The organism is Kribbella swartbergensis, from assembly GCF_054784135.1.
This window is the reverse complement of the sequence record NZ_BAAGPM010000041.1, coordinates 71,207-91,189: the sequence shown is the minus strand read 5'-3', so window position 1 is coordinate 91,189 and position 19,983 is coordinate 71,207. Positions and strand designations below refer to the sequence as shown.

Here is a 19,983-nt window from a genome sequence, read left to right as displayed (position 1 = left end):
GGGGGCGTAGCTCAACTGGCAGAGCACTGCCTTTGCAAGGCAGGGGTTAGGGGTTCAAGTCCCCTCGTCTCCACCCCAAGGCCGGTCCCCGTCAGGGCGACCGGCCTTCTGCTTCCACCTGGTCTCCCCCACGCGCCCGCTACGCCCGCCTGCCGTCGCCGTCCGCTCCTGCCGTCGCGTGCTCGCCGTCCGCTCCCACCCGCCCTCTTGGCGCGTGCTGTCGCCCGCTTGTCGACTGCGCTGTGGGGTCGCCTGCAGGTGGTTGGTTGAGTTGGCGGTGGATGCGGCGGCTCTCCGGCGTACTGACCGAGACTGGTGGGGGTTGTCCCCACGCGTCCGCTATGCCCGCTCCTCCGTCGCGTGCTCGCCGTCCGCTCCCACCCGCCCTCTTGGCGCGTGCTGGTCGCCCGCTTGTCGACTGCGCTGTGGGGTCGCCTGCAGGTGGTTGCTTGAGTTCGCGGTGGATGCGGCGTCCGGCTGCAGACTTCGGGTCCTTCAGGAACAGCTTGCCGTTGCTCAATTGCGCTTGGTTCTCCCACGACTGTGACGAACCCTGTGGACACGTCGACGTTGCGTCGGGCAAGAGCCGCCAGCCCGCCGAAGCGCAGACTTGTGAACGTCGCGAGCAGCTCTTTTGGATCAAGGGCGCGCCTTCGGCGCGCGGCCCCGGCTGCGGGCGGCGCCGGGGGCGCCGTCCTTGCGGAGCCCCCAAGCAGGACGCTTCCTTGTCCACGCGACCCCAACCGCCACGAGCCGCGTACTGGCGTCCGACCGCCGGTTAGCCCCGTCCCCCTGGCCGCTCGATTGTCCGACCACCACGACACACGTCAAGAGCGCTCCGCGTCCTACGGATCGGCAAGCCGACTCTTGACGTACGCCGCGCTGGCCTGGGTTGGCAGCTATCAGGGGGACGGGGCAAGAATGGCCCGGAGCCAGTGCACAAGTCTCATGCGACTGCGCATGAATCTCCGCACAATAGGTGCATGTCACAGGAGTTCATGCCGGACAGAGCGACGCCGACACCCGAGTTGGTAGCCGCATGGCTGGCCCTGGACGATCTGCGCGCAGAGTCCGTTCCGATGTGGGCTGCCAACTGGCTCGTCCTGGGATATGACGGCGCCGCGCTTGCGGAACTCGCAGGCCTCAGCGGACAGGACACTCGCGAGGTCCGAGACCTTCTCCCGGAAGCTCTGGCTGAGGCGGGAGTTCGTCCGCTGTCCTCGAAGCTCGCCGCCGTCAAGGTGGCCTTCGACCACGTTGCCAACCTGCATCTCAGTGGACGGGCGCGGTGGGCCTGGGTCGTCAATCAGGTCGTCGAAGTCGTATACCGCACCGGTGATGCATCCGAGGCGTTCGAACAGCCACTGGGCCAGTTCTACGGAATCGACGATGAGGCTGGCGAGCCCTGGAGCAGGACAGAGGATGAACTAGCCCGAATCGTGCGCCAGGCCTGCCTCGACCAGACGGCAAGCCACCGCGCGGCTAGCAACGAAGGGCTGTAGCGCTCACCACGATCCCCTTGCTAACGGATTTGCTAACAGGACCCATGGACGGCTGTAGACGCCTCCCCGCGCTTCGGGCCGCCTCCACGCTCAGCGCCGGACATGGCAGCTAGCTCGGTGGACCGTGGTCGACGGCGGATCAGCAACTTTGAATCTCATGGCCGGGCGTGCCCTCCACGTGCCCTAGCGGGAGCATGCCAACGGGCCCGACCGGTCACCAACGGGGTTCAACCGGTCGAGCCCAGGCCCATAGATCCCGCGCTCAGCCACGCGAAGGCGTCACAACCGCCTTTGCAAGGCAGGGTTAGGTTCAAGTCCCCTCGTCTCCACCCCAAGGCCGGTCCCCGTCAGGGCGACCAGCCCTCTGCCTTCCACCTGGTCTCCCCACGAGTGCGCTACGCCGGCTCCTGCGTCGCTTGCTCGCCGGCCACTCCCACCCGCCGCTTGGCGCGTGCTGTCGCCCGCGTCTCGACTACACGTTATGTCGCGGCATGGACTCACCGGGGCGGATGTGGTCTGGAGTGGTCCGGAGGTGCGGTCGGAGCGAGGCATGATCTCTGCGGACTCGACTCACCAGAACGCCGATCAGCCGGCTCATCACATGCGCCGGGCTGACCTGGGTGGCAGGTATGACGAACACGAGCGGGGAGTGGCTACTGCTCCGGCTGGCGATGGCGTGGGCTCTGCGGCTTCTCCTGGTGGGCCCAAACAACCGCAGCGACCCAGCTCAGTAGGGCGACCACCAGGCCCGCCACAGAGCCTACCGCCGCGCGATCCCAGAGACTGCCTAGCAGCATGCCAAGCGCTCCACAGAGGAGCGCGCCGACCAACAGCATTGAGGAAGCGTCGCCACCCCAGCTCAGATCGCGCAGCCGCTTCCGGACCGACCGGCCGCGTTCCATCAACGTCAGCACCTGCCCGCTCATCACGACGGCGATGATCAACACCAGCACGGAGCGGACTGTGGTCACCGCACCATCATCGTGGGTGCGTGCCCAAGGAGAGGTCCGTGGCCTCGGGCTGTGGTTCGGTGGCTCATATGCTGGGGTTGTGGCGGCGCCGTGGGTGATGTCGGACGCTTGGGTCTTTTGTTCGATCGAGGGAACGGGTCCTGAGGACGGCTACGCGCTCGCTCAGGTCGTCGCGAAGGCGGACCTCATCAACCACGCCATGCTCACCGAGGCGGAGTTCACTCGGGCCGTGGGTCGTCTGGTAGCAGCAGGTCTCATCGGGGCCGACGGCGAGACCGATCGCTACTGGCATACCGAGGCGGGGCGGATGCTGTATCGGCAGCGAATGACAGGGCGTGGCCTCTTCGGTTGGATGGAAGCGATAGCACCAGCGCTACGCAGACTCGCTGAGCCCGAGGACCAGGCGTGGTCGCTGCCGGATGGTGCTTTCGACCGCGCAAGCAAGGAGTATCTCCGCGAGGCGCACGCGTTGGCGAGCCGGCACCCCAAGGAACGTCGCACCGAAGGCTGATCACAACGTGAGTCGACGGGAACCGAAGGGCTTCCGCCGGTCGAGCCTGCGATCAGCGATCTGCAGCACGTCCTTGGCGACCGCCTGGACGAGGATCTTCCGCCTGCTCAGGCGAGAGCGCGGGCCGCTCTACGCAGGTCTACATCGCGTGCTCGGCGGTCGCTCCCACTCACCCATGTACGTGGGCGCTGCCGGGAAGGGGTGAGTGCTCCCGTGGTGCTGGCACCTGTGGACCCGTGAGGTGGATCGCGGGTGCTTGACCTCGTGGTTGGTCAGCTTGTGGTGGGTGGGGGGAACTGGTTGAGGTAGGTGCGGGCTCGGGGGCGGGGGTCGGAATAGAAGGCTTCTGGGGGTCTGTGGTTGTGGGTCTTGCAGAAGTCGTGGAGGGGTTCGGTGATGGGGAGGCGTTCTAGTTGGGTGCCTTCGAAGGACTCTGTGGTGCGGAGGAGTTCTTCCAAGGGGGTCCAGCCGGCGTGGTCGAAGGCGCGGTGGTTGTCGGTGGCGATGACATGGGAGGGGTGCTCGTCGCCGATCTTGCGTAGGGCAACTATCTGGAAGCCCGCATCGGGGTAGGTCTCCAGGAAGGGCCAGGCCAGGATGTGGCAGGCGCCGGCGGCGAAGAACGCCTGGTCCGGGCGGTTCCACGCGAGTCCCTGGTCGCGTCGCTCGGCGTCGGTACGCCGGAACACCCCGGCGGGAACGTAGGCGGTCATGCCGGCTGAGGCTAGGCGCCGGGTCGGACAGATCGCCGCACACCAACTCCACAGGCAGCCCTGGTCGACCGCCGGCGTCGATCGAGATCCTCGCCCCGCAGCGCCCGACCCGCGACCACAGTCGACCTTCCGGACGCAGTCCGGCAAACCGCCCCTGTGGCGTGCCGGTCAGCGGCTCGCTGTAGTCGCGAGTCGGCTCGCGATGGGTGTTCGCGGCGCGCGCAACCTGGCTAGCCGGGCGGCATCCCGGCGTGCGCACGCCAACAATGTCTTCGTCGCCACCGTGGATCGGTGTCGCGGGGCAGGGCTCGGCTCTAGGGCGGCAGCGCGGTCGGCGGGTGGCCTGTGGACGGCTGGGCGCCTCGGTGGCGGCAACACGGCGGTGACGCCAGGACATCTGGATCGTGCACATCCACAGGTCCGCGCGACGCGGTTGTGCACAACTGTGGATAGGGCTGGGGATATCTAGCGCGATACAGTCCTTCAGTGGCTGGATATGTCGCGGTTGACGCGGTTGACCGGCAACTGGTGCACGCGCTGAAGGTTGATGGGCGGGTGCCGTTCAGTGCTGTCGCTGAGGTGTTGGGGGTTTCGGAGCACACGGTTGCGCGTCGATACAGGCGGTTGCGGGCGGGCGGCGTACTGCGGGTCGTCGGGTTCGCCGACGGGGTTCGCCTCGGGTATCGGTTGTGGACGGTCCGGGTCCGGTGCACGCCGGATGTCGCGGCGCCGATCGCGGCCGCATTGGCTCGCCGCGCCGACACCTACTGGATCCAGATCGTGTCCGGCGGCACCGAGGTCAGCTGTCACTGCCAGGCGGCGGGCGCGGAGGAGTTACTGGTCGAGCAGTTTCCCCACGACCGCGGCGTACTCGATGTGAGAGCGCACGAGCTCCTGCCGGGTTCGTTCGATCCACAGAGCTGGGGAGTGATCGACGTCCTGACCGCGGAGCAACTCGCACGTATCCGCCGGCCCGCCCCGGACCCACCTCACGAAAACGTGGTTCTCGACGCACGGGATCAACGGCTGCTCGAGGGCTTGAGTGTCGACGGTCGGGCGACGTACGCCGAACTCGTCCGCGCCACCGGCTGGTCCCAGTCGACGGTCGCCCGGCGTCTCGACCACCTGCGCCGTACTGGCGTTCTGACCTTCGATGTGGAGGTGCCACCGGCGGCGCTCGGCTATCGGGTTGAGGCGCGGCTGTGGATGGCGGTCCAGCCTGCCGCTCTCGTTGCCACCGCAGAGGCACTGGCTGTACATCCGGAGATCTCGTTCGTCGCGATCACCACGGGGCCGACCAATCTCGTCGCGCACGCGATCTGCCGGGACTCCAGGCACCTCTACCGCTACCTCACCGAGCAGGTCGCCGACCTGTCCGGCGTGCACACCCTGGAGACGGCACCCGTCCTCCGTACCGTCAAAGGGTTCTATCGAAGGGGTGCCGAGACCGCCGGCGATGCGTGAGACTGCGGATGTGGCGGATCGGGAGCCCGCGTTTGCCGGTGATGCGGCTACGGCTGCGTACTACGAGCGCCGGGCCGGGGAGTACGACGAGTGGTACCTCAGCCAGGGGCGGTTCGCGGAACGAAACCCGCCGGGGTGGGAGTCCGAGGTCGCGCGGCTGGTGGAGTTGATTCAGCGGCTGCCGGTGGCGCGCACGCTGGATGTTGCCTGCGGCACCGGCTTTCTGACTCGGCATCTCCGCGGCCGCACGGTCGGGCTGGACCGGAGTCAGGCGATGCTCGAGGTGGCTCAGCAGCGTCCGGGCGTCGAATCCGAGCAGTGGCTGGACCGCACTCTCAACGACGGATCCCGCCACCGCATCTACAAGCGCTACCTGACCAGCGCCGAACTCGCCGAAGAGATCGGCGGCCAGGTCCTCTTCGACGGCCGAAGCTTCGTCGCGGCCGCCGTGTCGTGGTCAGCCTAGGCTGAACGAATGAGTCGTCGGCCTTTCCCGTTGCTGAAGGAGTTACCGCGGGAGCTGCACGATGTGATCCTCGACTTCCACTGGGATCAGAGGTTGTTGTGGGCGCTGGATCTTCCGGTCTTAGAACTCGAGGTCGCCGGGCTGGTCTGGCATCTGGAGTTGCCGTTCTGGTCGCAGGACGGGCGGCCGTTCCAAGTGTCCCCGCTGGAAGTGGCCGCCGATCCTGCGATGCACCCCGAGCAGCACGCGCGCACGATGAGGGCGGACCTGAGCTATCCGCTGGACGCCGTACGGCGGTCCGACGGCCGCATCACCATCCTCGACGGTGTTCACCGGCTGCTCCGGGCACACGTGGACGGGTTGAGGTCGGTTCGGGTGCGGGTGCTCCCGTGGGAGCAACTGGACGCGATTGCTGTTCGCCGCTGACGGTCTCGACGACGGGCTCCTACACTCGCGGTGTGGGGACTGCGCCGATGGTCGGGCGGGTCGAGGAGCGGGCAGGGCTCGAAGCAGCGCTCGCGCGATGCCGGGCGAGTCGCGGAGGTCTGGTCCTGGTCAGCGGCGACGCGGGCATGGGAAAGAGCCGGCTCGTCTCGGAGGTGCTGACCGGATGGCAGGGCAATGTACTTCGCGGGGCCGCCACCTCAGGCGACAGCGCGTACGCGCCAGTGGTAGCGGTACTTCGTTGCGTGGCCGGCGTCTGCGGGATGGACGCCTTGCCGCGGTCGGCGCAGGTCCTGCTGCCGGAACTCGCGCTCCCCTGGCGTGATGTCGACCAGGGCGCTTTGATTGACGCGATTCATGCGGCGCTGCGTGAAGTCGCCTGCCGGCAGCCGACGGTCGTCGTACTCGAGGATGTGCACTGGGCCCACGCGGCGACGGTCGACCTGCTGCCTGGCTTGGCGGCCACGCTCGCGGACGAGGCTCTGCTGCTCGTGGTGACGTACCGAGCCGAGGAGTTGCCGCGCATGCATCCGGTGCGCGCGATGCGCACCGAACTGAGGCGCGCCGGCCGGTTGACCGAGTACGCGCTCGCCCCGCTGACGGCCGAGCAGACGCGCGAGTTGCTGATCTCCATCCACGGCCAGGACGTGTCACCGGAGCTGGCAGCGGCGGTGCACGACCGAACGGGCGGAGTGCCGTTCTTCATCGAGGAACTGGCAGCTTCCGGTCTGCGAGGTGATCAACCCAAGGCGGAGTTGCCTCTGCCGGACAGTGTGGTGGACGCGGTGCTCGTGCGCACCGCCCCGCTTCGGCGGACGACCGGGGACGCCGTCGACCTCGCGGCGGTGTCAGGCATCCGCGTCGACCTGCCCATGCTCGCGGAGCTTGCCCGTCCCGCCGACGTCGATCGCCTGCTGGAGACCGGGCTCTTGTGCGAGCAGGACGACGGCTCGGCGGTCTTCCGGCACGCGCTCGTCCGGGATGCGCTGTATCGGGCGGTGCCCTGGGCCCGTCGGCGTGACCTTCACCGGCGGATCGCAACCCATCTCACCGACCACCGCGGACCGCCGGAGCAGATCGCCGCGCACTGGATCGCCGCACATCAGCCCGAGCTCGCCCGGCCGCTCCTCCTCACCGCGGCCGACAAGTACTGCGGCGTCCACGCCTACCGTGATGCCGCCGACGCGGTACGCCGGGCGCTGGCGATCTGGCCCGCCGACATCGACCCCGCCGGCCGCGTCGCGACCCTCGAACGTCTGGCCGGATGCGCAGAACTGAGCGGTGACCTCGACTCGGCCTTGGCGGTGTGGAAGGAGGTCGCCGAGTTACGCCGGCAGTCGGGCGACCTGGTGTTGGCGGCCGCGGCTCACCGTCGAGTCGCCAACGCCGCCGGCCTGACCGGCGACTGGTCGCGGGCGGCGACCGCACGCGAGGCCGCTGCGGATGCCTATCTGGCCGCCGGTCTGCTGGGTGATGCCGCGGCCGAGCGCCTGGCGCTTGCGGAGCAGTTGGCGTCGGCGGCGTACCAGACGCGAGCGCTGGAGCAGGCTGTGGCAGCGGGCGAGGAAGCTGACGCGGCCGGACGCGTCGACCTCAGGGCCCAGGCTCTGGCCGTGGAAGGCGCGATCCGTGCCTCACTCGGACAGGGCAGGCGCGGCGTGGAGCTGGCGCGATCGGGGCTGGATCTGGCGCTCGGCGAGCACCTGACCGAGGCCGCCGGCGCGAGCTACTACGAGCTGGCCAACGCCCTGATCCACGCCGCGCACTACGCTGCGTCGGCGGAAGCCTTCGAGTCGGCGTCGGAGCTGTGCCGAGCTCACGAGATCACCGGCCTGGCCCAGGCGTGTGTGGCCTGCATGTCGGTCGCGGTTCGGTTCCTCGGTGACTGGGACCGGGCGCTGGGGATCGCCCGTGACGTCCTCGACGACCAGAGCACATCGGATGTCGCGCGCATGGTGGCTCAGGAGGAGACGGGACTGATCACGGCACTCCGCGGGGAGCGGCGGCGGGTCCGGAGCCTGCTGCGGCCCGCCGCGGACTTCGGACGCGGCGCCGGCGTGTTCGGAATCGAAGTGGGTGCCACCTGGGGTCTGGCGGTGGCCGCCGACCTCGACGGCGAGGACGATGCGGCGGGGCGGCTCGTGACCGCGATGCTGGAGCGTTGCGAAGACAAGGAAGACTGGGTGTTCGCGTTGCCCGGATTGCGGTGGGCGGGCACGTTCCTGGCCGCACGGACCGACCATGACGGTCTGTTGCGCTGCCATCGGCTACTCGCCACGGCGGCCACGCAGAACAGCTCGGCCAAGGTGCTCTCCGCCTTGGCCCATGTCGGCGGCGAGCTCGCCTTGCTCGACGGTGACGGCGTCCGGGCCGCCGCTCAGTTCGGCCGGGCGGTGGAACGGCTGCACGGCATCACCGCACCGTACGAGCAGGCTCTCAGCCAACTGCGATGGGGCGTGGCCCTCGCCGCCGCCGACGAACGCGCACTCGCCGTCGACACGTTGGCCAGTGCGTATCACCTGGCGCGCGGGCTCGGGGCGAAACCGCTGGCACGGGAGTCCACCGCCGAGCTGGCCGCGATGGGCGAGCAGGTCGACCGGCGGCTCGGTCGGCTGGCCGCGCGTTCGCTCGAACCGGCCGGCCTGACCCGACGGGAACGCGAAGTACTGCGGTTGCTCGCGAGCGGCCGTACCAACCGGCAGATCGCCGAGGAGTTGTACCTGAGTCCGCGCACGGTGGACATGCACGTGCGCAATGTGCTGGCCAAACTCGACTGCACCTCCAGGATGACGGCGGCAAGCCGGGCGACCGAGCTGGGCCTCGTCGGCACCGCTCCGCCGCTGTGACCGCGAACCGCGGAAAATACGGCATGCGTGGACCGGAAACCAGGTAGTCCAACGCATGCTCCGATCCCCTGCCGGGACGCACGATCGGTTCGTCCACCACAACCTTTCGATCGCACCGGAGGAAGACCATGTCCACCACCAGCGCGTCCCAGCTCGTCGCCGATGCCAAGTCCCAGGTCCAGAACCTCACGCCGGAGCAGGTGAGCTCCGAGATCGCCGGTGGGGCGACCCTGATCGACCTGCGCGAACCCGCCGAGCTGCGGCTGGACGGCATGATCGAGGGGGCCGTTCACGCTCCTCGCGGCATGCTGGAGTTCTGGGCCGATCCGGCCAGTCCCTACCACCGGGCAGAGTTCGACCCGGGTCGGCGAACCATCCTGTACTGCGCCTCCGGCGGCCGATCCGCATTGGCCGCCAGGACCCTGGAAAGTCTCGGGTACCGCGACGTCGCGCACCTCGACGGCGGCATCAAGGCCTGGAAGCAGGCCGGCCACCCGACCACGCCGCCTCCGGAGGTCTGAGCCAGGCCGGAATAGGGTTTCCCGGATCTGTGTTCGCAGTCGTATGACAGTTGAGATCGGGGTGATTCTGCCGACGTCGTCGCCGGATCCGGCCAGGCCGATTCTGGGGGATGTTCGGGAGAGTGCGCGGTTCGCGGAGGAGCTTGGGCTGGACTCGGTCTGGTCGACCGATCACCTGATCGCGAGCGCGCCGATGCTGGACAGTTCGGTCGTGCTGGCGGCCGCGGCGGCGGTGACGGAGCGGATCACGGTCGGTTTCAACGTGATGCTGCTGGCGTTGCGGCCGGTCGCGTGGGCGGCGAAGCAGGTGAGCACGCTCCAGCACGTGTCCGGCAACCGGCTGGTGCTCGGCATCGGCACCGGCAATCCAGCCCACGGCGACATCGGCTGGCGGGCGGCCGGCGTGAACTTCGCGGATCGCGGCCGGCTCACCGACCAGGCGCTCGCCGTGCTGCCGGATCTCATCGCCGGGAAGCCGGTGACCCTCGAGGACGGGCTGGAGGCCGCGATCGCACCGGGGTCGGCCGTACCCCCGATCGTTGTCGCAGGCAACGGTAAGGCGGCGTTCCGGCGAGCGGCCCGGTACGGCGACGGCTGGGCGACGATCGCGATGTCGGCCGACGAGGTCAAGGCGAGCCTCGACCGGATCAACCAGCAGCACGACCGGCCCCCGCTCCAGGCAACCGTCGTCGCTCCGCAATTGGACGCCGACCCGCAGCGTGCGGCCGATCAGCTGAAGGCCTACGAGGAGGCCGGGACCGCGCGGGTGATCCTGGCACCGTCCGGCGACTGGCGCCGCGACTACGAGCACGCCGCCGAACTCCGCCGGGCTTGACTCTGACATTGATGTGAGGCTTTACCGTCTCGGCATGGCAGGAGCTGTGATTGTCGGGGCCGGGCCGGGGATCGGCGCGGCGGTGGCCAGAAGGTTCGCGTGGGCCGGGTTGAGCGTCGGCCTGATCGCGCGGTCGGAGACGACGGTGAAGGCGGTGGCGGACGGGATCTCCGGCGACGTCCTCCCGCTGACCGCGGACAGTACGGACGAGGTGGGTCTGCGGGCCGCGCTCGACCGGCTGGTCGACGAGTACGGCGTACCGGACGTGGTCGTCTACAACGCGGCGATCATCCAGCCGGACGCGATCGGAGATCTGACCGCGCGACAGCATCTCGACGCGTGGGCGGTGAACGTGGTCGGTGCGATCACGACCGCGGCGCACGTCGTACCGGCGATGGCTGAGCGCGGAAGCGGCTCGTTCATCATCACCGGCGGCATGCCCGAGCCGAAGCCGGCCTACGTCAGTCTGTCGCTCGGCAAGGCCGGCGTGCGGACTCTGGTGACGCTGCTGGACCAGCAGTACGGCGACTCCGGAATCCACGCCGCCAGCGTGACAGTGAGCGGGGCGGTCGCTCCCGGTACGGCGTACGACCCGGACCTCATCGCCGAGCACTACTGGCGTCTCCACACGCAGCCGCGAGACCAGTGGGAGCACGAGGTTATTCACTGAGTGGACTGACGAAGGTCCTGCCGATTGGACCTGTCGGCCAACGACCAGGACCGGTGAGACTTGTTGCTGTTCACAACCGAAAAGGACCGCCGATGTATGTTCCCCAGCATTTCGCCGCCGACGACGAGGTCGTGCACGAACTGCTCGCCAACCACGGCGCAGCCGATCTGGTCACGATGACACCGGACGGGCTGGTGGCGACCATGCTGCCGTTCGTCCACGACCGGTCCAGGAACGTGCTGCTGGGACACCTGGCCCGCAACAACGACCACTGGCGTCAGCCCGTGATCGGCGAGGCGCTGGTGATCATGCGCGGTCCCGACGCGTACATCACGCCGGCCTGGTATGCGTCCAAGCGTGAGCACGGCCGGGTGGTGCCGACGTGGAACTACCTGACCGCGCACGTCTACGGGACGATGACCGTGTACGACGACCCGGCCTGGGTCTCGGACGTCGTACGGCGGCTGTCGGACCATCACGAAGCGGGCCGGGCCGAGCCGTGGTCGGTCGACGACGCGCCGGAGAAGTTCGTGTCCGGGCAGTTGCGCGCGATCGTCGGCGTGGAGATCGCGATCTCCCGGATCGAGGCGAAGGTCAAGCTCAGCCAGAACCGTCCGGACGCCGACATCGACGGCGTGATCGCAGGGCTCCGAGCCGACGGTGACGAGGCGTCCGCGGCCGCCGTGGCGCGCCATCGCCCGGCGCACCGTCGCTGACCCAGGTCGGATCGGCTACCCGCGAACAGCAAATGATCGTTGCCCCCGGCACCTTTCTTCGGTGACAGTTTGTGCTCGGATTGTCACGGTGAGTTTGCGGATGCGTGCAGATGTCCGGACAAGCCTGGCGAGCGCGGGACCGGTCGGCTGATCGTCGGTGAGGAAGCAGAAATCGACGAGAAAGCAATCGAGTCAGCCGGTCGACCACGGGAGGGTCCGGACGCGTGCTCGAGACTTATCACGGCATCCCACATCTGCTGGACACCTGGCTCGTCCTGACCGGAATGACCTTGCCGATCGCCATCTCGTCGTTGCGGCGACCCGGCGACCTGCTCCCCCGGCTCGCGGCGTTCTGCCTGCCCGGCGCGTTCGCGCTGGTGCTGGCCGCGACGCTCAGTCCGACCGCGCAACGGCTGGGCCAGATCGGCCAGTGCGGCACCTCCTTGACCACCACCGGAGGGCTGACGTCGGTTCAGGGATTGCTCAATGTGCTCCTGTTCGTTCCGGCGGCCGGGATGCTGGCGCTGGCCGGTGGCCGTGCGGCCGACGGGATCGCCGCCGGTATCGGAATGTCCGCGGCGGTCGAGGCGGTCCAGGCGCTGATCCCTCAACTCGGCCGCTCCTGCCAGCTGCACGACCTGATCGCGAACACCCTCGGCGCGTTCGCCGGGGTCGCCCTGGCCGTCGGCCTGCAGACCCTGACCCGTGAGCGTCGGCTCGTGACCGTCGTGTACGTCGTCGACCACGCGGCACCCGATCCCTACCAAGCCCCACCACCGCCGATGATCGTCGTCCGCGGCCGGCCACCTGCTCGCCACCGCCGAGGTGAGCTGACTCCGGTCCCGGTCCAGGCCTCGAATTCGGCGAACGGGCTCCGTCAGATCGCCCGGGCACGGTGAGGTCTTCACGGAGCGAGTACACAGTTATCCGGATAGTTATCCACAGGCTGTGGATGAAACAGGGGATGCCGACGCGGGAATCCGGAGATATCCACAGGTCAGGGCCGGACGTCGAGGCCCAGTGACGTGGCGATGACCATCGCCTGGGTGATGTCGACGCGGGCGTCCTTCAACTCGACCGTGAGCGGATCGAGGGTGGAGAGGTCGGATCCGCGGAGGTCGGCACCGGTGAAGTCGGCGCGCTGCAGGGACGCCCCGGAGAGGTCGAGGTCGCGCAGGACCGCCTTGGCGGCCCGGACGCCGGTCAGGTCCGCCTCGCGGAACTTCACCCCGGTGAACTCGGTCCCCCGCAGGTCCGCGCCGGGCAAGCCGGCGAACGACCAGTCCCCGCTGGACACCTTCAGCAGGTTGTACGTGCAGTCGTCGAAGAAGCTGCCGACGAACTTGCATCGGGTGAACGTGGCGTCGAACAGCGAACACCGAACGAAGGTGCAGTTCACGAACGCCGCATCGGTGTGTGTCGACGCGTTGAACCGGACGCCGCGGAAGGTGCACTCCTCGAAGACGCCGCCGCGGTTGTCCACCTCGGTCAGATCGGAGTCGACGAACAGCACCCGGCGGTACGTCTGGCCCGACGGGTCGGCGTCGTCCCAGTCGCGGATCGTCGACTCGGTCGGCGGTGCCGCCCGCCCGTGGACTCGGTCGGCCATGGCTCTCCCCTGTCGGTCAGCGGTCCTGAGCATGAAGCGCCGCCAGTTGGGACGCCGCTGACTACCCTGCCACGCCGTACCGACACCGTCCCGAGAGTCGCACGCTGGTGCATTTGTGATCGTGACGAGGGACAACGTTCAGCGGACCGACAAATATCAGCCGCACGATGGAGGGGTGACCGGAACTGAGCGGGTGATGGTGTTCGGCGCGGGAGGTTTCCTCGGCGCCAGGATCTGCGCACTGCTCGCCGACCGCGGCATCGAGTACCGCGGACTGAGCCGGAGCCGGGGTGAGCCGTACCGGTTGTGCGACCTGGCCGCGATGCACCCGTACGCGCTCGACACCCAGATCGGCATGTACAAGCCGACCGTCATCATCAACGCGGCCGGCGCGACGCTGGGTGACGCCGGCACGCTGGTCCGGGCCAACGTGATCGCCGTCGAGGCCCTGCTCGCCTCGGCCCACGACAACGCGAGCCATGCGCGCTTCGTCCAGCTCGGTTCGGCCGCCGAGTACGGCGGTGCCCCGCAGGGGAGCAGCCAGGACGAACAGACCGAGCCCTGCCCGGTCGGCCCGTACGGGCTCACCAAGCTGGCCGGCTCCGAACTGGTCCTCAGGGCCCGGCGCAACGGCGCCGACGCGATCGTCCTCCGCGTCTTCGACGTCATCGGCCCCGACGCGCCCGAGAGCACGCTCACCGGCCGCGTCATCCAGGACCTCCGGTCCAGGAACACGATCGAGGCGGGCCTGCTGGACGTATGGCGCGACTTCGTCGACGTCCGCGATGTCGCCGAGGCGGTGGTGGCGGTCGCGATGGCGGACACCACGCTGCCCGGGGTCATGAACGTCGGGACCGGGCGGGCGAGCCTGGCGCGGGACGTGGCCGGCCAGTTGTTCGAGCTGAGCGGGCAGCCGGCCCGGATCGTCGAGGAGGCCCGGCCGGACGCCGTCCGCGGCGCGACCTGGCAGCGGGCCGACACCGCGCTGATCGGCAAACACCTCGGTTGGTCGCCGAAGATCTCCCTCGAACAATCCCTTGCCGACAGTTGGGCCGCGGGAAGGACAGCCGGATAGGAAACTGGGTGGGTGGAGATCCGCTCGATCAGTCAGCCCGCGCCCGACCGGCGACCGCCCGCAGTGAACGAGGATCTCGTCCTCAGCGGACCCGACTTCGTCGTCGTACTCGACGGAGCAACCGCTCCGAACGGCGTCGACTCCGGCTGCCGCCACACGGTCGCCTGGCTCGTCGGGCAACTCGGCGGTCAACTGGCGATGCCGCTGCTCGCCGGGTCGACGGCTCCGCTGCCGGACCTGCTCGCCGACGCGATCGCCACCGTCGGCGTCGGTCACGCGGACACCTGCGACCTCGCCAACCCGGACAGCCCGTCGTCGACCGTCGCGATGATCCGGGTTCGCCCCGACGGAATCGAGCACCTCGTCCTCGCCGACTCGCCGATCGTCCTGCGCGCACCGGACGGAACGATCACGGTTTACAGCGACGACCGCATCGACCTGCTGCCCGAGTACACGTTCGAGGCGGTCCGCCGGCTTCGCAACCGGCCGGGTGGCTTCTGGGTGGCGAGCACCGAACCGAAGGCGGCGTACGAGGCGGTCACGGGTACGACGGATCGCGCGGAGACCGAGGTGGTCGCCCTACTGACCGATGGTGCGTCCCGGTACGTCGAGCGGTACGGGCACAGCTGGAACGACGCGGTCGAGGTGCTCACCACGCACGGACCACGCGAACTCGTCGAGCGGGTCCGCGCGTACGACGCGGCCGCGCAACCCGGCAGCCTTACCGGAAAGCGGTACGACGACGCGACCGCCGTACTCGCCTACCTCTGATACGGCCCGTACGACGGGAACGTCGGACCCGGGTTGTTGTAGCGAGGTGCGTACTGCGGTGGCTCGGGCGGCGGTGCCATGGCAGCGGGCGGTGGCATCGTGGCCCGGTCGTGTTGCCACTGGGTGATCCTGAGCAGCAGCAGTGACGCGGCGACGCCGGCTGCGATCAGGAGGACCGTCGCCACGGTGAAGCCGATGTTGACCGCCAGCGCGACCCGGACCATGAAGTCCTGCAGGTCGTAGATGTCGACGTAGTCGCCGGTCCGGTCCGCGGTGTCGGCCGCGTCGACCAGGCGGACGATCCACACGATGAAGGCGAGGAACGCGAGCGCACCACCGCCGACCAGGATCACCCAGAACCCGGTCCACGCCGCCCACCACGCATACAGCAGTGTCCGGACCGGGCCGCGCCTGGACGCTCCCCGCTGCTCCGGCGGCTCGCTGGCGGCCGCGACGTCCTGGACGATCTGCAGCGGGTACCAGAACTGGACCAGCGGGCAGAACCACGACCCGACGACCCAGCCGCTCGCGTGCCGATGCGGCTGTCCGTCCTGGACGACCGGCCTCGGCGCGAGCGGGGACCTGAGGAACTCGGTGTTCTCGCGTGCCTGCCACAGCCAGATCAGGAACGCGATCGCGGTCCCCATCAGCAGGTAGCTGACCAGGTTGAGCAGCGGTCCGGTGTTCGCGATCGACTCGACGGCGCGGTCGAACTCCTCCTCGGACAGCAGCCCGTACACGAACCGCTTGACCTCTTCGTACGAGCCCCACATGAGCGCGGACTGGACCACCGCCGCGACCGCGGTCAGCCCCATCAGGACGATGCTGACGATCGCGATCTTCTTCAGCGGCCGGTACCGCGGAAGCACGGGTTGGTAGGGCACCGGCCGGTACGGCACCGGATACGGCCCTGGGTACGGCTGCGTCACCCTCGTTCACCCCCTCGCAGCCAAGTTAACCCAGCGGTGGGAGCGATCAACCGGTTATCCACAGGTGACGACGTCAGACGCTCGCGAAGGCCTCACGGACCGCGGGCAGTGCCAGAGCACGATCCGCTGCCGACAACCCGATCCGTGTCCGCCGATCCAGTACGTCGTCCTCGGTCAACGCACCCTCATGCCGTACGGCGAACCGCAGCTCGGCGTGCGTCGTCCGCAGCCCCGGCGCGATCGGATCCAGCAACGACGGCGGCCCCGCGATCACTTCCGGCGCCTCCACGCCGTACCGCTGCACGAACCGAGCCGGCGCGCGCACGGCCGCCAGGTGGACCCGGTCGGCCGCGCCGACGAGCGGAATCCGGTGCGTCAGGCACGGCCGCCGTACCGCCAGGTCGGACTGCTCCAGCGCCGTGTCCAGTGCGTCCTGTGCCATCCGCCGGTACGTCGTGAGCTTGCCGCCGACGATCGTCACCACGCCGTCCGGACTCGTGATCACCGCGTGCCGGCGGGAGATGTCCGCGGTCTTGTCCTCGCCCTTGTGATGCCCGGTGTCGAGCAGCGGCCGCAGACCGGCGTACGTGCCGAGCAGGTCGGACCGCGTCAACGGCACCCGCACGGCCGAGTTGATCGTGGACAGCAGGAAGTCGATCTCGGCATCGGTCGCGTGCGGTACGTCGCTCACCGGTCCGGGCGCCTCCTCGTCGGTCAGCCCGACGTACACCCGGTCGTCCGGCGCCGGAATCGCCATCACCACCCGCCTCAGCTCACCCGGCACCGGCACGGTCAGTACGGCGGACAACCCGCCGAAGGCCGACTGCGGCAACACCAGATGGGTCCCCCGGCTCGGCCGGAGTTTGATCCCTGAGGCCACCTGATCGGCCCAGATCCCGGCCGCGTTGATCACCACCGACGCGTCCACCCGCAGCCGGTGCCCGGTCAGCTGATCGACCAGTACGGCGCCTCGCCCGGTGACCTCGGTGGCCGCGACCCGGGTGAGCACCCGAGCGCCGTACAGAGCCGCCGTCCGTGCGATCGCGACCACCAGCCGCGCGTCGTCGTACAACTGCCCGTCCCAGGTGAGGAAGCCGCCGCGCATCCCCTCGGGGCGCAGCGTCGGCGCGTACCGGAGGAGCTCCGCCGAGCTGACCCGGCGGGAATGCGGCAGGTAATCGTCGCTGGTCCGCGCGAACGTGCGCAGGACGTCCCCGCCGAGGAACGCGCTCCGCAGCATCGCGGCCTGCGCGAAGCTTGCCTGCGGCAACCACGGCGCGATCTGCGGCACCGGGTGGACCAGGTGCGGCGCGGTCGTCTTCATCAGGATGCCGCGTTCGACCGCGCTCTCGTACGCGATGCCGACGTGACCGGAGGCGAGGTACCGCAGCCCGCCGTGCACGAGCTTCGAGCTCCACCGGCTGGTCCCGAAGGCCAGGTCGTGTTTCTCCACCAGGGCAACGCTCAGGCCGCGCGCGGCCGCGTCCAGCGCGACGCCGGTGCCGGTGACCCCGCCGCCGACGACCAGGACGTCGACCTTGCCGGCCGAGTCCAGCCAGTCCAGCTCGCGGGCCCGGCGGGCCGCGTTCAGACTCGCGTTGCCCACGCGGATCATGGCGTCAGGTACCTGGTGAGCATGACCCGCAGCTCCTCGTCGAGCTTCGAATACTGGTCCTTGCTCGCCATCACCGGTCCGGACACCGCCGACGCCAGTGAGACGAGGATGATCTGCCGGGACAGCCAGACCGGGTCGCCGTCCCGGATCGATCCGTCGGCCTGACCGGCCTTGATGCCCTCCTCGACCAGCGCGAGGTGCGCGACCGTGCTGCTGCCGCGGCGCTCGAGCAGGTACGGCGTGAGGAACTCGGGATCGAGCTCGATGATCTTGCGCATCAACGGGTGCACCCGGGTCCGCGCGACCACCTCGACGACACCCTCGACCAGCCGCGACCGGCCGTCCGCCGCGTCCGGCTGGAACGCGGACACCAGGGCGGTGGTCCATTCCCGCGTCATCAGCGCGGCGACCACGGCCTGCACGTTCGGCCAGCGCCGGTAGAGCGTCGCGCGGGACACCTCGGCGTGCCGGGCGATGTCGGCCATCGTCATCCGGCGCATTCCGATCGCGAGCAACAGCTCGTACGCCGCGTCCAGGATCCGCTCTTCGCCGATGGCGTTCGCGGGCGCGGGACGCGCACTGGTCTCGGGCCCTGTTTCCTGCGCCGACTCGCTGCTACGCTGAGACATCACACGTCAGAGTGTATCAGCGGCTCCGGCGTCCGGGAACTGTCCGTGGGAGGTGGGAGCCAGGGGGTCACACCTCCCACGGACGCTACCCCGCAACAGCAGCGATCGGGAGGCCAGAATGACCGAGTCGGACCTGCCGGTGGTGCATCTCACGCCCGGCCGCTGGGGCGATCCCGGCCATCGGGTGGAGCTGCCTCCGGCGGCGGTCGAGGCGCTCAAGCATCTCGGCGTACGGCGACCTGTCGCGGGTGCTGCGGAGCCGGAGGACCGGCCGGGTCTGACGGCGACGCAGCTGAGCTTCCTGGCCGAGGTCGTCGGCGCGGACCACGTCACGACCGACCTGGCTTCGCGGTGGGCGCACACCCGCGGCTACTCGACTCCCGACCTGCTGCGGCACCGAGCCGGCGACATCTCGGACATGCCCGACGCGGTCGTCTATCCGGGCTCGCACGACGAGGTGCTGGCGTTGCTCTCCGCCTGCGCGTCCCACGGCCTGGCAGTGGTTCCCTACTCGGGTGGTACGTCCGTTGTCGGCGGTCTCGCTCCCGATCGCCGATTCGTCACGGTCGACCTGCGACGCCTCGATCAGCTGGCCGCGATCGACGAGATCTCGCGGACGGCGACGCTGCAGGCCGGCGTACGCGGTCCGGCCGCCGAGGCGTTGCTGGCCGAGCGCGGGTACACGCTCGGGCACTTCCCGCAGTCCTACGAGGGCGCGTCGATCGGTGGCTATGCGGCCGCGCGATCGAGTGGCCAGTCGTCGGCGGGGTACGGACGGTTCGACGAGATGGTGGTCGGGCTGACGCTGGCGACACCGCGCGGGACGATCGAGCTCGGGCGTGCGCCGATGTCGGCGGCCGGGCCGGACCTGCGCCAGTTGGTGCTGGGGTCGGAAGGTGCCTTCGGCATCATCACGTCGGTCGTCGTACGGATCCGGCCGCGTCCGGCCGAGCGGCACTTCGAGGGCTGGCGATTCGAGAACTTCGAGGCAGGTCTGGCCGCCGTCCGCCGGCTGGCGCAGGACGGGCCGTTGCCGACCGTGCTCCGGTTGTCCGACGAGGTCGAGACGGCGGTGAACCTGGCCGACCCGGATGTGCTCGGTGGGGGGCCGGGTGGCGTGCTGGCGATCGTCGGTTTCGACGGGCCGTACAACCCGAAGACGGCTGACGTGCTGGCATCTGCCGGTGGGCGGAACCTGGGTGAAGGTCCGGGCGAGACGTGGCGCCTCGGGCGGTACCGGGCGCCATACCTGCGGGATCCGTTGCTGGACGAGGGCGCGCTGGTGGAGACACTGGAGACCGCCGGCTTCTGGTCGAAGCTGCCGCAGTTGAAGGCCTCGGTGACCGAAGCGGTGGTGAGGTCCCTCACCGACCAGGGCACGCCACCGCTTGTTCTCTGTCACGTCTCACACGTGTACGAGACCGGCGCATCGCTCTACTTCACCGTCATCTGTGCACAGACCGACGATCCGGTGTCCCAGTGGCGTACGGCGAAGTCGGCGGCGAACGCGGCGATCGCCAAGGCCGGCGGGACGATCAGCCACCACCATGGCGTCGGCACGGATCACCGGGACGCGTACGCCGAGGAGATCGGTCCCCTGGCGGCCGAGGCTCTGCGGGCGGTCAAGAACGTGCTCGACCCCGACGGCGTGATGAATCCAGGGATTCTCTTGACCTCAAGTTAACTTGAAGTATGA

20 protein-coding genes and 1 tRNA gene are annotated in these 19,983 nt (G+C 69.2%); 15 read left to right on the top strand and 6 right to left on the bottom strand.

Translation table 11 applies throughout. The features are described 5' to 3' along the window. Nucleotides 1-73 (top strand) — tRNA-Ala (locus ACYVOK_RS33385). Nucleotides 74-983: 910 nt separating this feature from the next. After that, nucleotides 984-1,502, top strand: coding sequence for a hypothetical protein (locus ACYVOK_RS33380; RefSeq protein WP_460666591.1), 519 nt, complete (start codon nt 984-986; stop codon nt 1,500-1,502). 653 nt (nt 1,503-2,155) lie between these two features. Here ACYVOK_RS33380 and ACYVOK_RS33375 read toward each other — a convergent pair. Continuing rightward, nucleotides 2,156-2,455 (bottom strand): hypothetical protein, encoded by a 300-nt coding sequence (locus ACYVOK_RS33375; RefSeq protein ID WP_460666590.1) that lies wholly within the window; start codon nt 2,453-2,455, stop codon nt 2,156-2,158. Nucleotides 2,456-2,552: 97 nt separating this feature from the next. On the opposite strand from ACYVOK_RS33375, the gene ACYVOK_RS33370 reads away from it, so the two are divergent. Continuing rightward, the gene (locus ACYVOK_RS33370; protein ID WP_460666589.1) at nt 2,553-2,984 is read left to right on the top strand and encodes a hypothetical protein; all 432 of its coding nucleotides are present in this window, start codon (nt 2,553-2,555) and stop codon (nt 2,982-2,984) included. Nucleotides 2,985-3,256: 272 nt separating this feature from the next. Here the strand turns inward: ACYVOK_RS33370 and ACYVOK_RS33365 are convergent, their stop codons facing one another. After that, nucleotides 3,257-3,697 carry a hypothetical protein gene (locus ACYVOK_RS33365; RefSeq protein WP_460666588.1) on the bottom strand — a complete coding sequence of 147 codons (441 nt, stop codon included), beginning with the start codon at nt 3,695-3,697 and terminating at the stop codon, nt 3,257-3,259. A gap of 486 nt (nt 3,698-4,183) precedes the next feature. Here ACYVOK_RS33365 and ACYVOK_RS33360 point away from each other — a divergent pair, with 486 nt between their 5' ends. The 9 genes from ACYVOK_RS33360 (at nt 4,184) to ACYVOK_RS33320 (ending at nt 12,558) form a co-directional block, all read left to right on the top strand. After that, a complete protein-coding gene (locus ACYVOK_RS33360) occupies nt 4,184-5,161 on the top strand; it encodes an Lrp/AsnC family transcriptional regulator (RefSeq protein WP_460666587.1) in 978 nt (325 codons plus the stop codon). After that, nucleotides 5,154-5,627, top strand: coding sequence for a methyltransferase domain-containing protein (locus ACYVOK_RS33355; protein WP_460666586.1), 474 nt, complete (start codon nt 5,154-5,156; stop codon nt 5,625-5,627). Before ACYVOK_RS33360 ends, ACYVOK_RS33355 begins: the two co-directional genes overlap by 8 nt. Before the next feature lie 9 nt (nt 5,628-5,636). Continuing rightward, entirely contained in the window at nt 5,637-6,053 is a 417-nt protein-coding gene (locus ACYVOK_RS33350; protein WP_460666585.1) for a hypothetical protein, read from the top strand. A 32-nt stretch (nt 6,054-6,085) separates the two neighbouring features. Beyond that, entirely contained in the window at nt 6,086-8,917 is a 2,832-nt protein-coding gene (locus ACYVOK_RS33345) for a helix-turn-helix transcriptional regulator (protein ID WP_460666584.1), read from the top strand. Between the two features lie 128 nt (nt 8,918-9,045). Next, complete coding sequence (locus ACYVOK_RS33340) at nt 9,046-9,438, top strand: rhodanese-like domain-containing protein (RefSeq protein WP_460666583.1); 393 nt, start codon at nt 9,046-9,048, stop codon at nt 9,436-9,438. A gap of 43 nt (nt 9,439-9,481) precedes the next feature. Continuing rightward, nucleotides 9,482-10,273 (top strand): LLM class flavin-dependent oxidoreductase, encoded by a 792-nt coding sequence (locus tag ACYVOK_RS33335; RefSeq protein ID WP_460666582.1) that lies wholly within the window; start codon nt 9,482-9,484, stop codon nt 10,271-10,273. Between the two features lie 34 nt (nt 10,274-10,307). Beyond that, a complete protein-coding gene (locus ACYVOK_RS33330; protein WP_460666581.1) occupies nt 10,308-10,943 on the top strand; it encodes an SDR family NAD(P)-dependent oxidoreductase in 636 nt (211 codons plus the stop codon). Between the two features lie 92 nt (nt 10,944-11,035). Further along, on the top strand, nt 11,036-11,659 hold the full coding sequence (locus ACYVOK_RS33325; protein WP_460666580.1) for an FMN-binding negative transcriptional regulator: 624 nt from the start codon (nt 11,036-11,038) through the stop codon (nt 11,657-11,659). 224 nt (nt 11,660-11,883) lie between these two features. Further along, nucleotides 11,884-12,558, top strand: coding sequence for a VanZ family protein (locus ACYVOK_RS33320; RefSeq protein WP_460666579.1), 675 nt, complete (start codon nt 11,884-11,886; stop codon nt 12,556-12,558). 98 nt (nt 12,559-12,656) lie between these two features. On the opposite strand, the gene ACYVOK_RS33315 is transcribed toward ACYVOK_RS33320, so the two are convergent. Then, nucleotides 12,657-13,268, bottom strand: coding sequence for a pentapeptide repeat-containing protein (locus tag ACYVOK_RS33315; RefSeq protein ID WP_460666578.1), 612 nt, complete (start codon nt 13,266-13,268; stop codon nt 12,657-12,659). 175 nt (nt 13,269-13,443) lie between these two features. On the opposite strand from ACYVOK_RS33315, the gene ACYVOK_RS33310 reads away from it, so the two are divergent. Then, nucleotides 13,444-14,343 carry an NAD-dependent epimerase/dehydratase family protein gene (locus ACYVOK_RS33310; protein ID WP_460666577.1) on the top strand — a complete coding sequence of 300 codons (900 nt, stop codon included), beginning with the start codon at nt 13,444-13,446 and terminating at the stop codon, nt 14,341-14,343. A 12-nt stretch (nt 14,344-14,355) separates the two neighbouring features. After that, nucleotides 14,356-15,114, top strand: coding sequence for a protein phosphatase 2C domain-containing protein (locus ACYVOK_RS33305; protein WP_460666576.1), 759 nt, complete (start codon nt 14,356-14,358; stop codon nt 15,112-15,114). Here the strand turns inward: ACYVOK_RS33305 and ACYVOK_RS33300 are convergent. From ACYVOK_RS33300 to ACYVOK_RS33290, 3 genes are all read right to left on the bottom strand, one after another. Next, nucleotides 15,105-16,043 (bottom strand): DUF4328 domain-containing protein, encoded by a 939-nt coding sequence (locus ACYVOK_RS33300; RefSeq protein WP_460666575.1) that lies wholly within the window; start codon nt 16,041-16,043, stop codon nt 15,105-15,107. The genes ACYVOK_RS33305 and ACYVOK_RS33300 overlap by 10 nt on opposite strands. 73 nt (nt 16,044-16,116) lie before the next feature. Further along, entirely contained in the window at nt 16,117-17,658 is a 1,542-nt protein-coding gene (locus ACYVOK_RS33295) for a glycerol-3-phosphate dehydrogenase/oxidase (protein ID WP_460666574.1), read from the bottom strand. Further along, on the bottom strand, nt 17,655-18,287 hold the full coding sequence (locus tag ACYVOK_RS33290) for a TetR/AcrR family transcriptional regulator (RefSeq protein ID WP_460666573.1): 633 nt from the start codon (nt 18,285-18,287) through the stop codon (nt 17,655-17,657). The genes ACYVOK_RS33295 and ACYVOK_RS33290 overlap by 4 nt, the downstream gene beginning before the upstream one ends. Before the next feature lie 118 nt (nt 18,288-18,405). Between ACYVOK_RS33290 and ACYVOK_RS33285 the strand changes: the two genes are divergently transcribed. After that, nucleotides 18,406-19,971 carry an FAD-binding oxidoreductase gene (locus tag ACYVOK_RS33285; protein WP_460666572.1) on the top strand — a complete coding sequence of 522 codons (1,566 nt, stop codon included), beginning with the start codon at nt 18,406-18,408 and terminating at the stop codon, nt 19,969-19,971. Nucleotides 19,972-19,983: the final 12 nt, after the last annotated feature.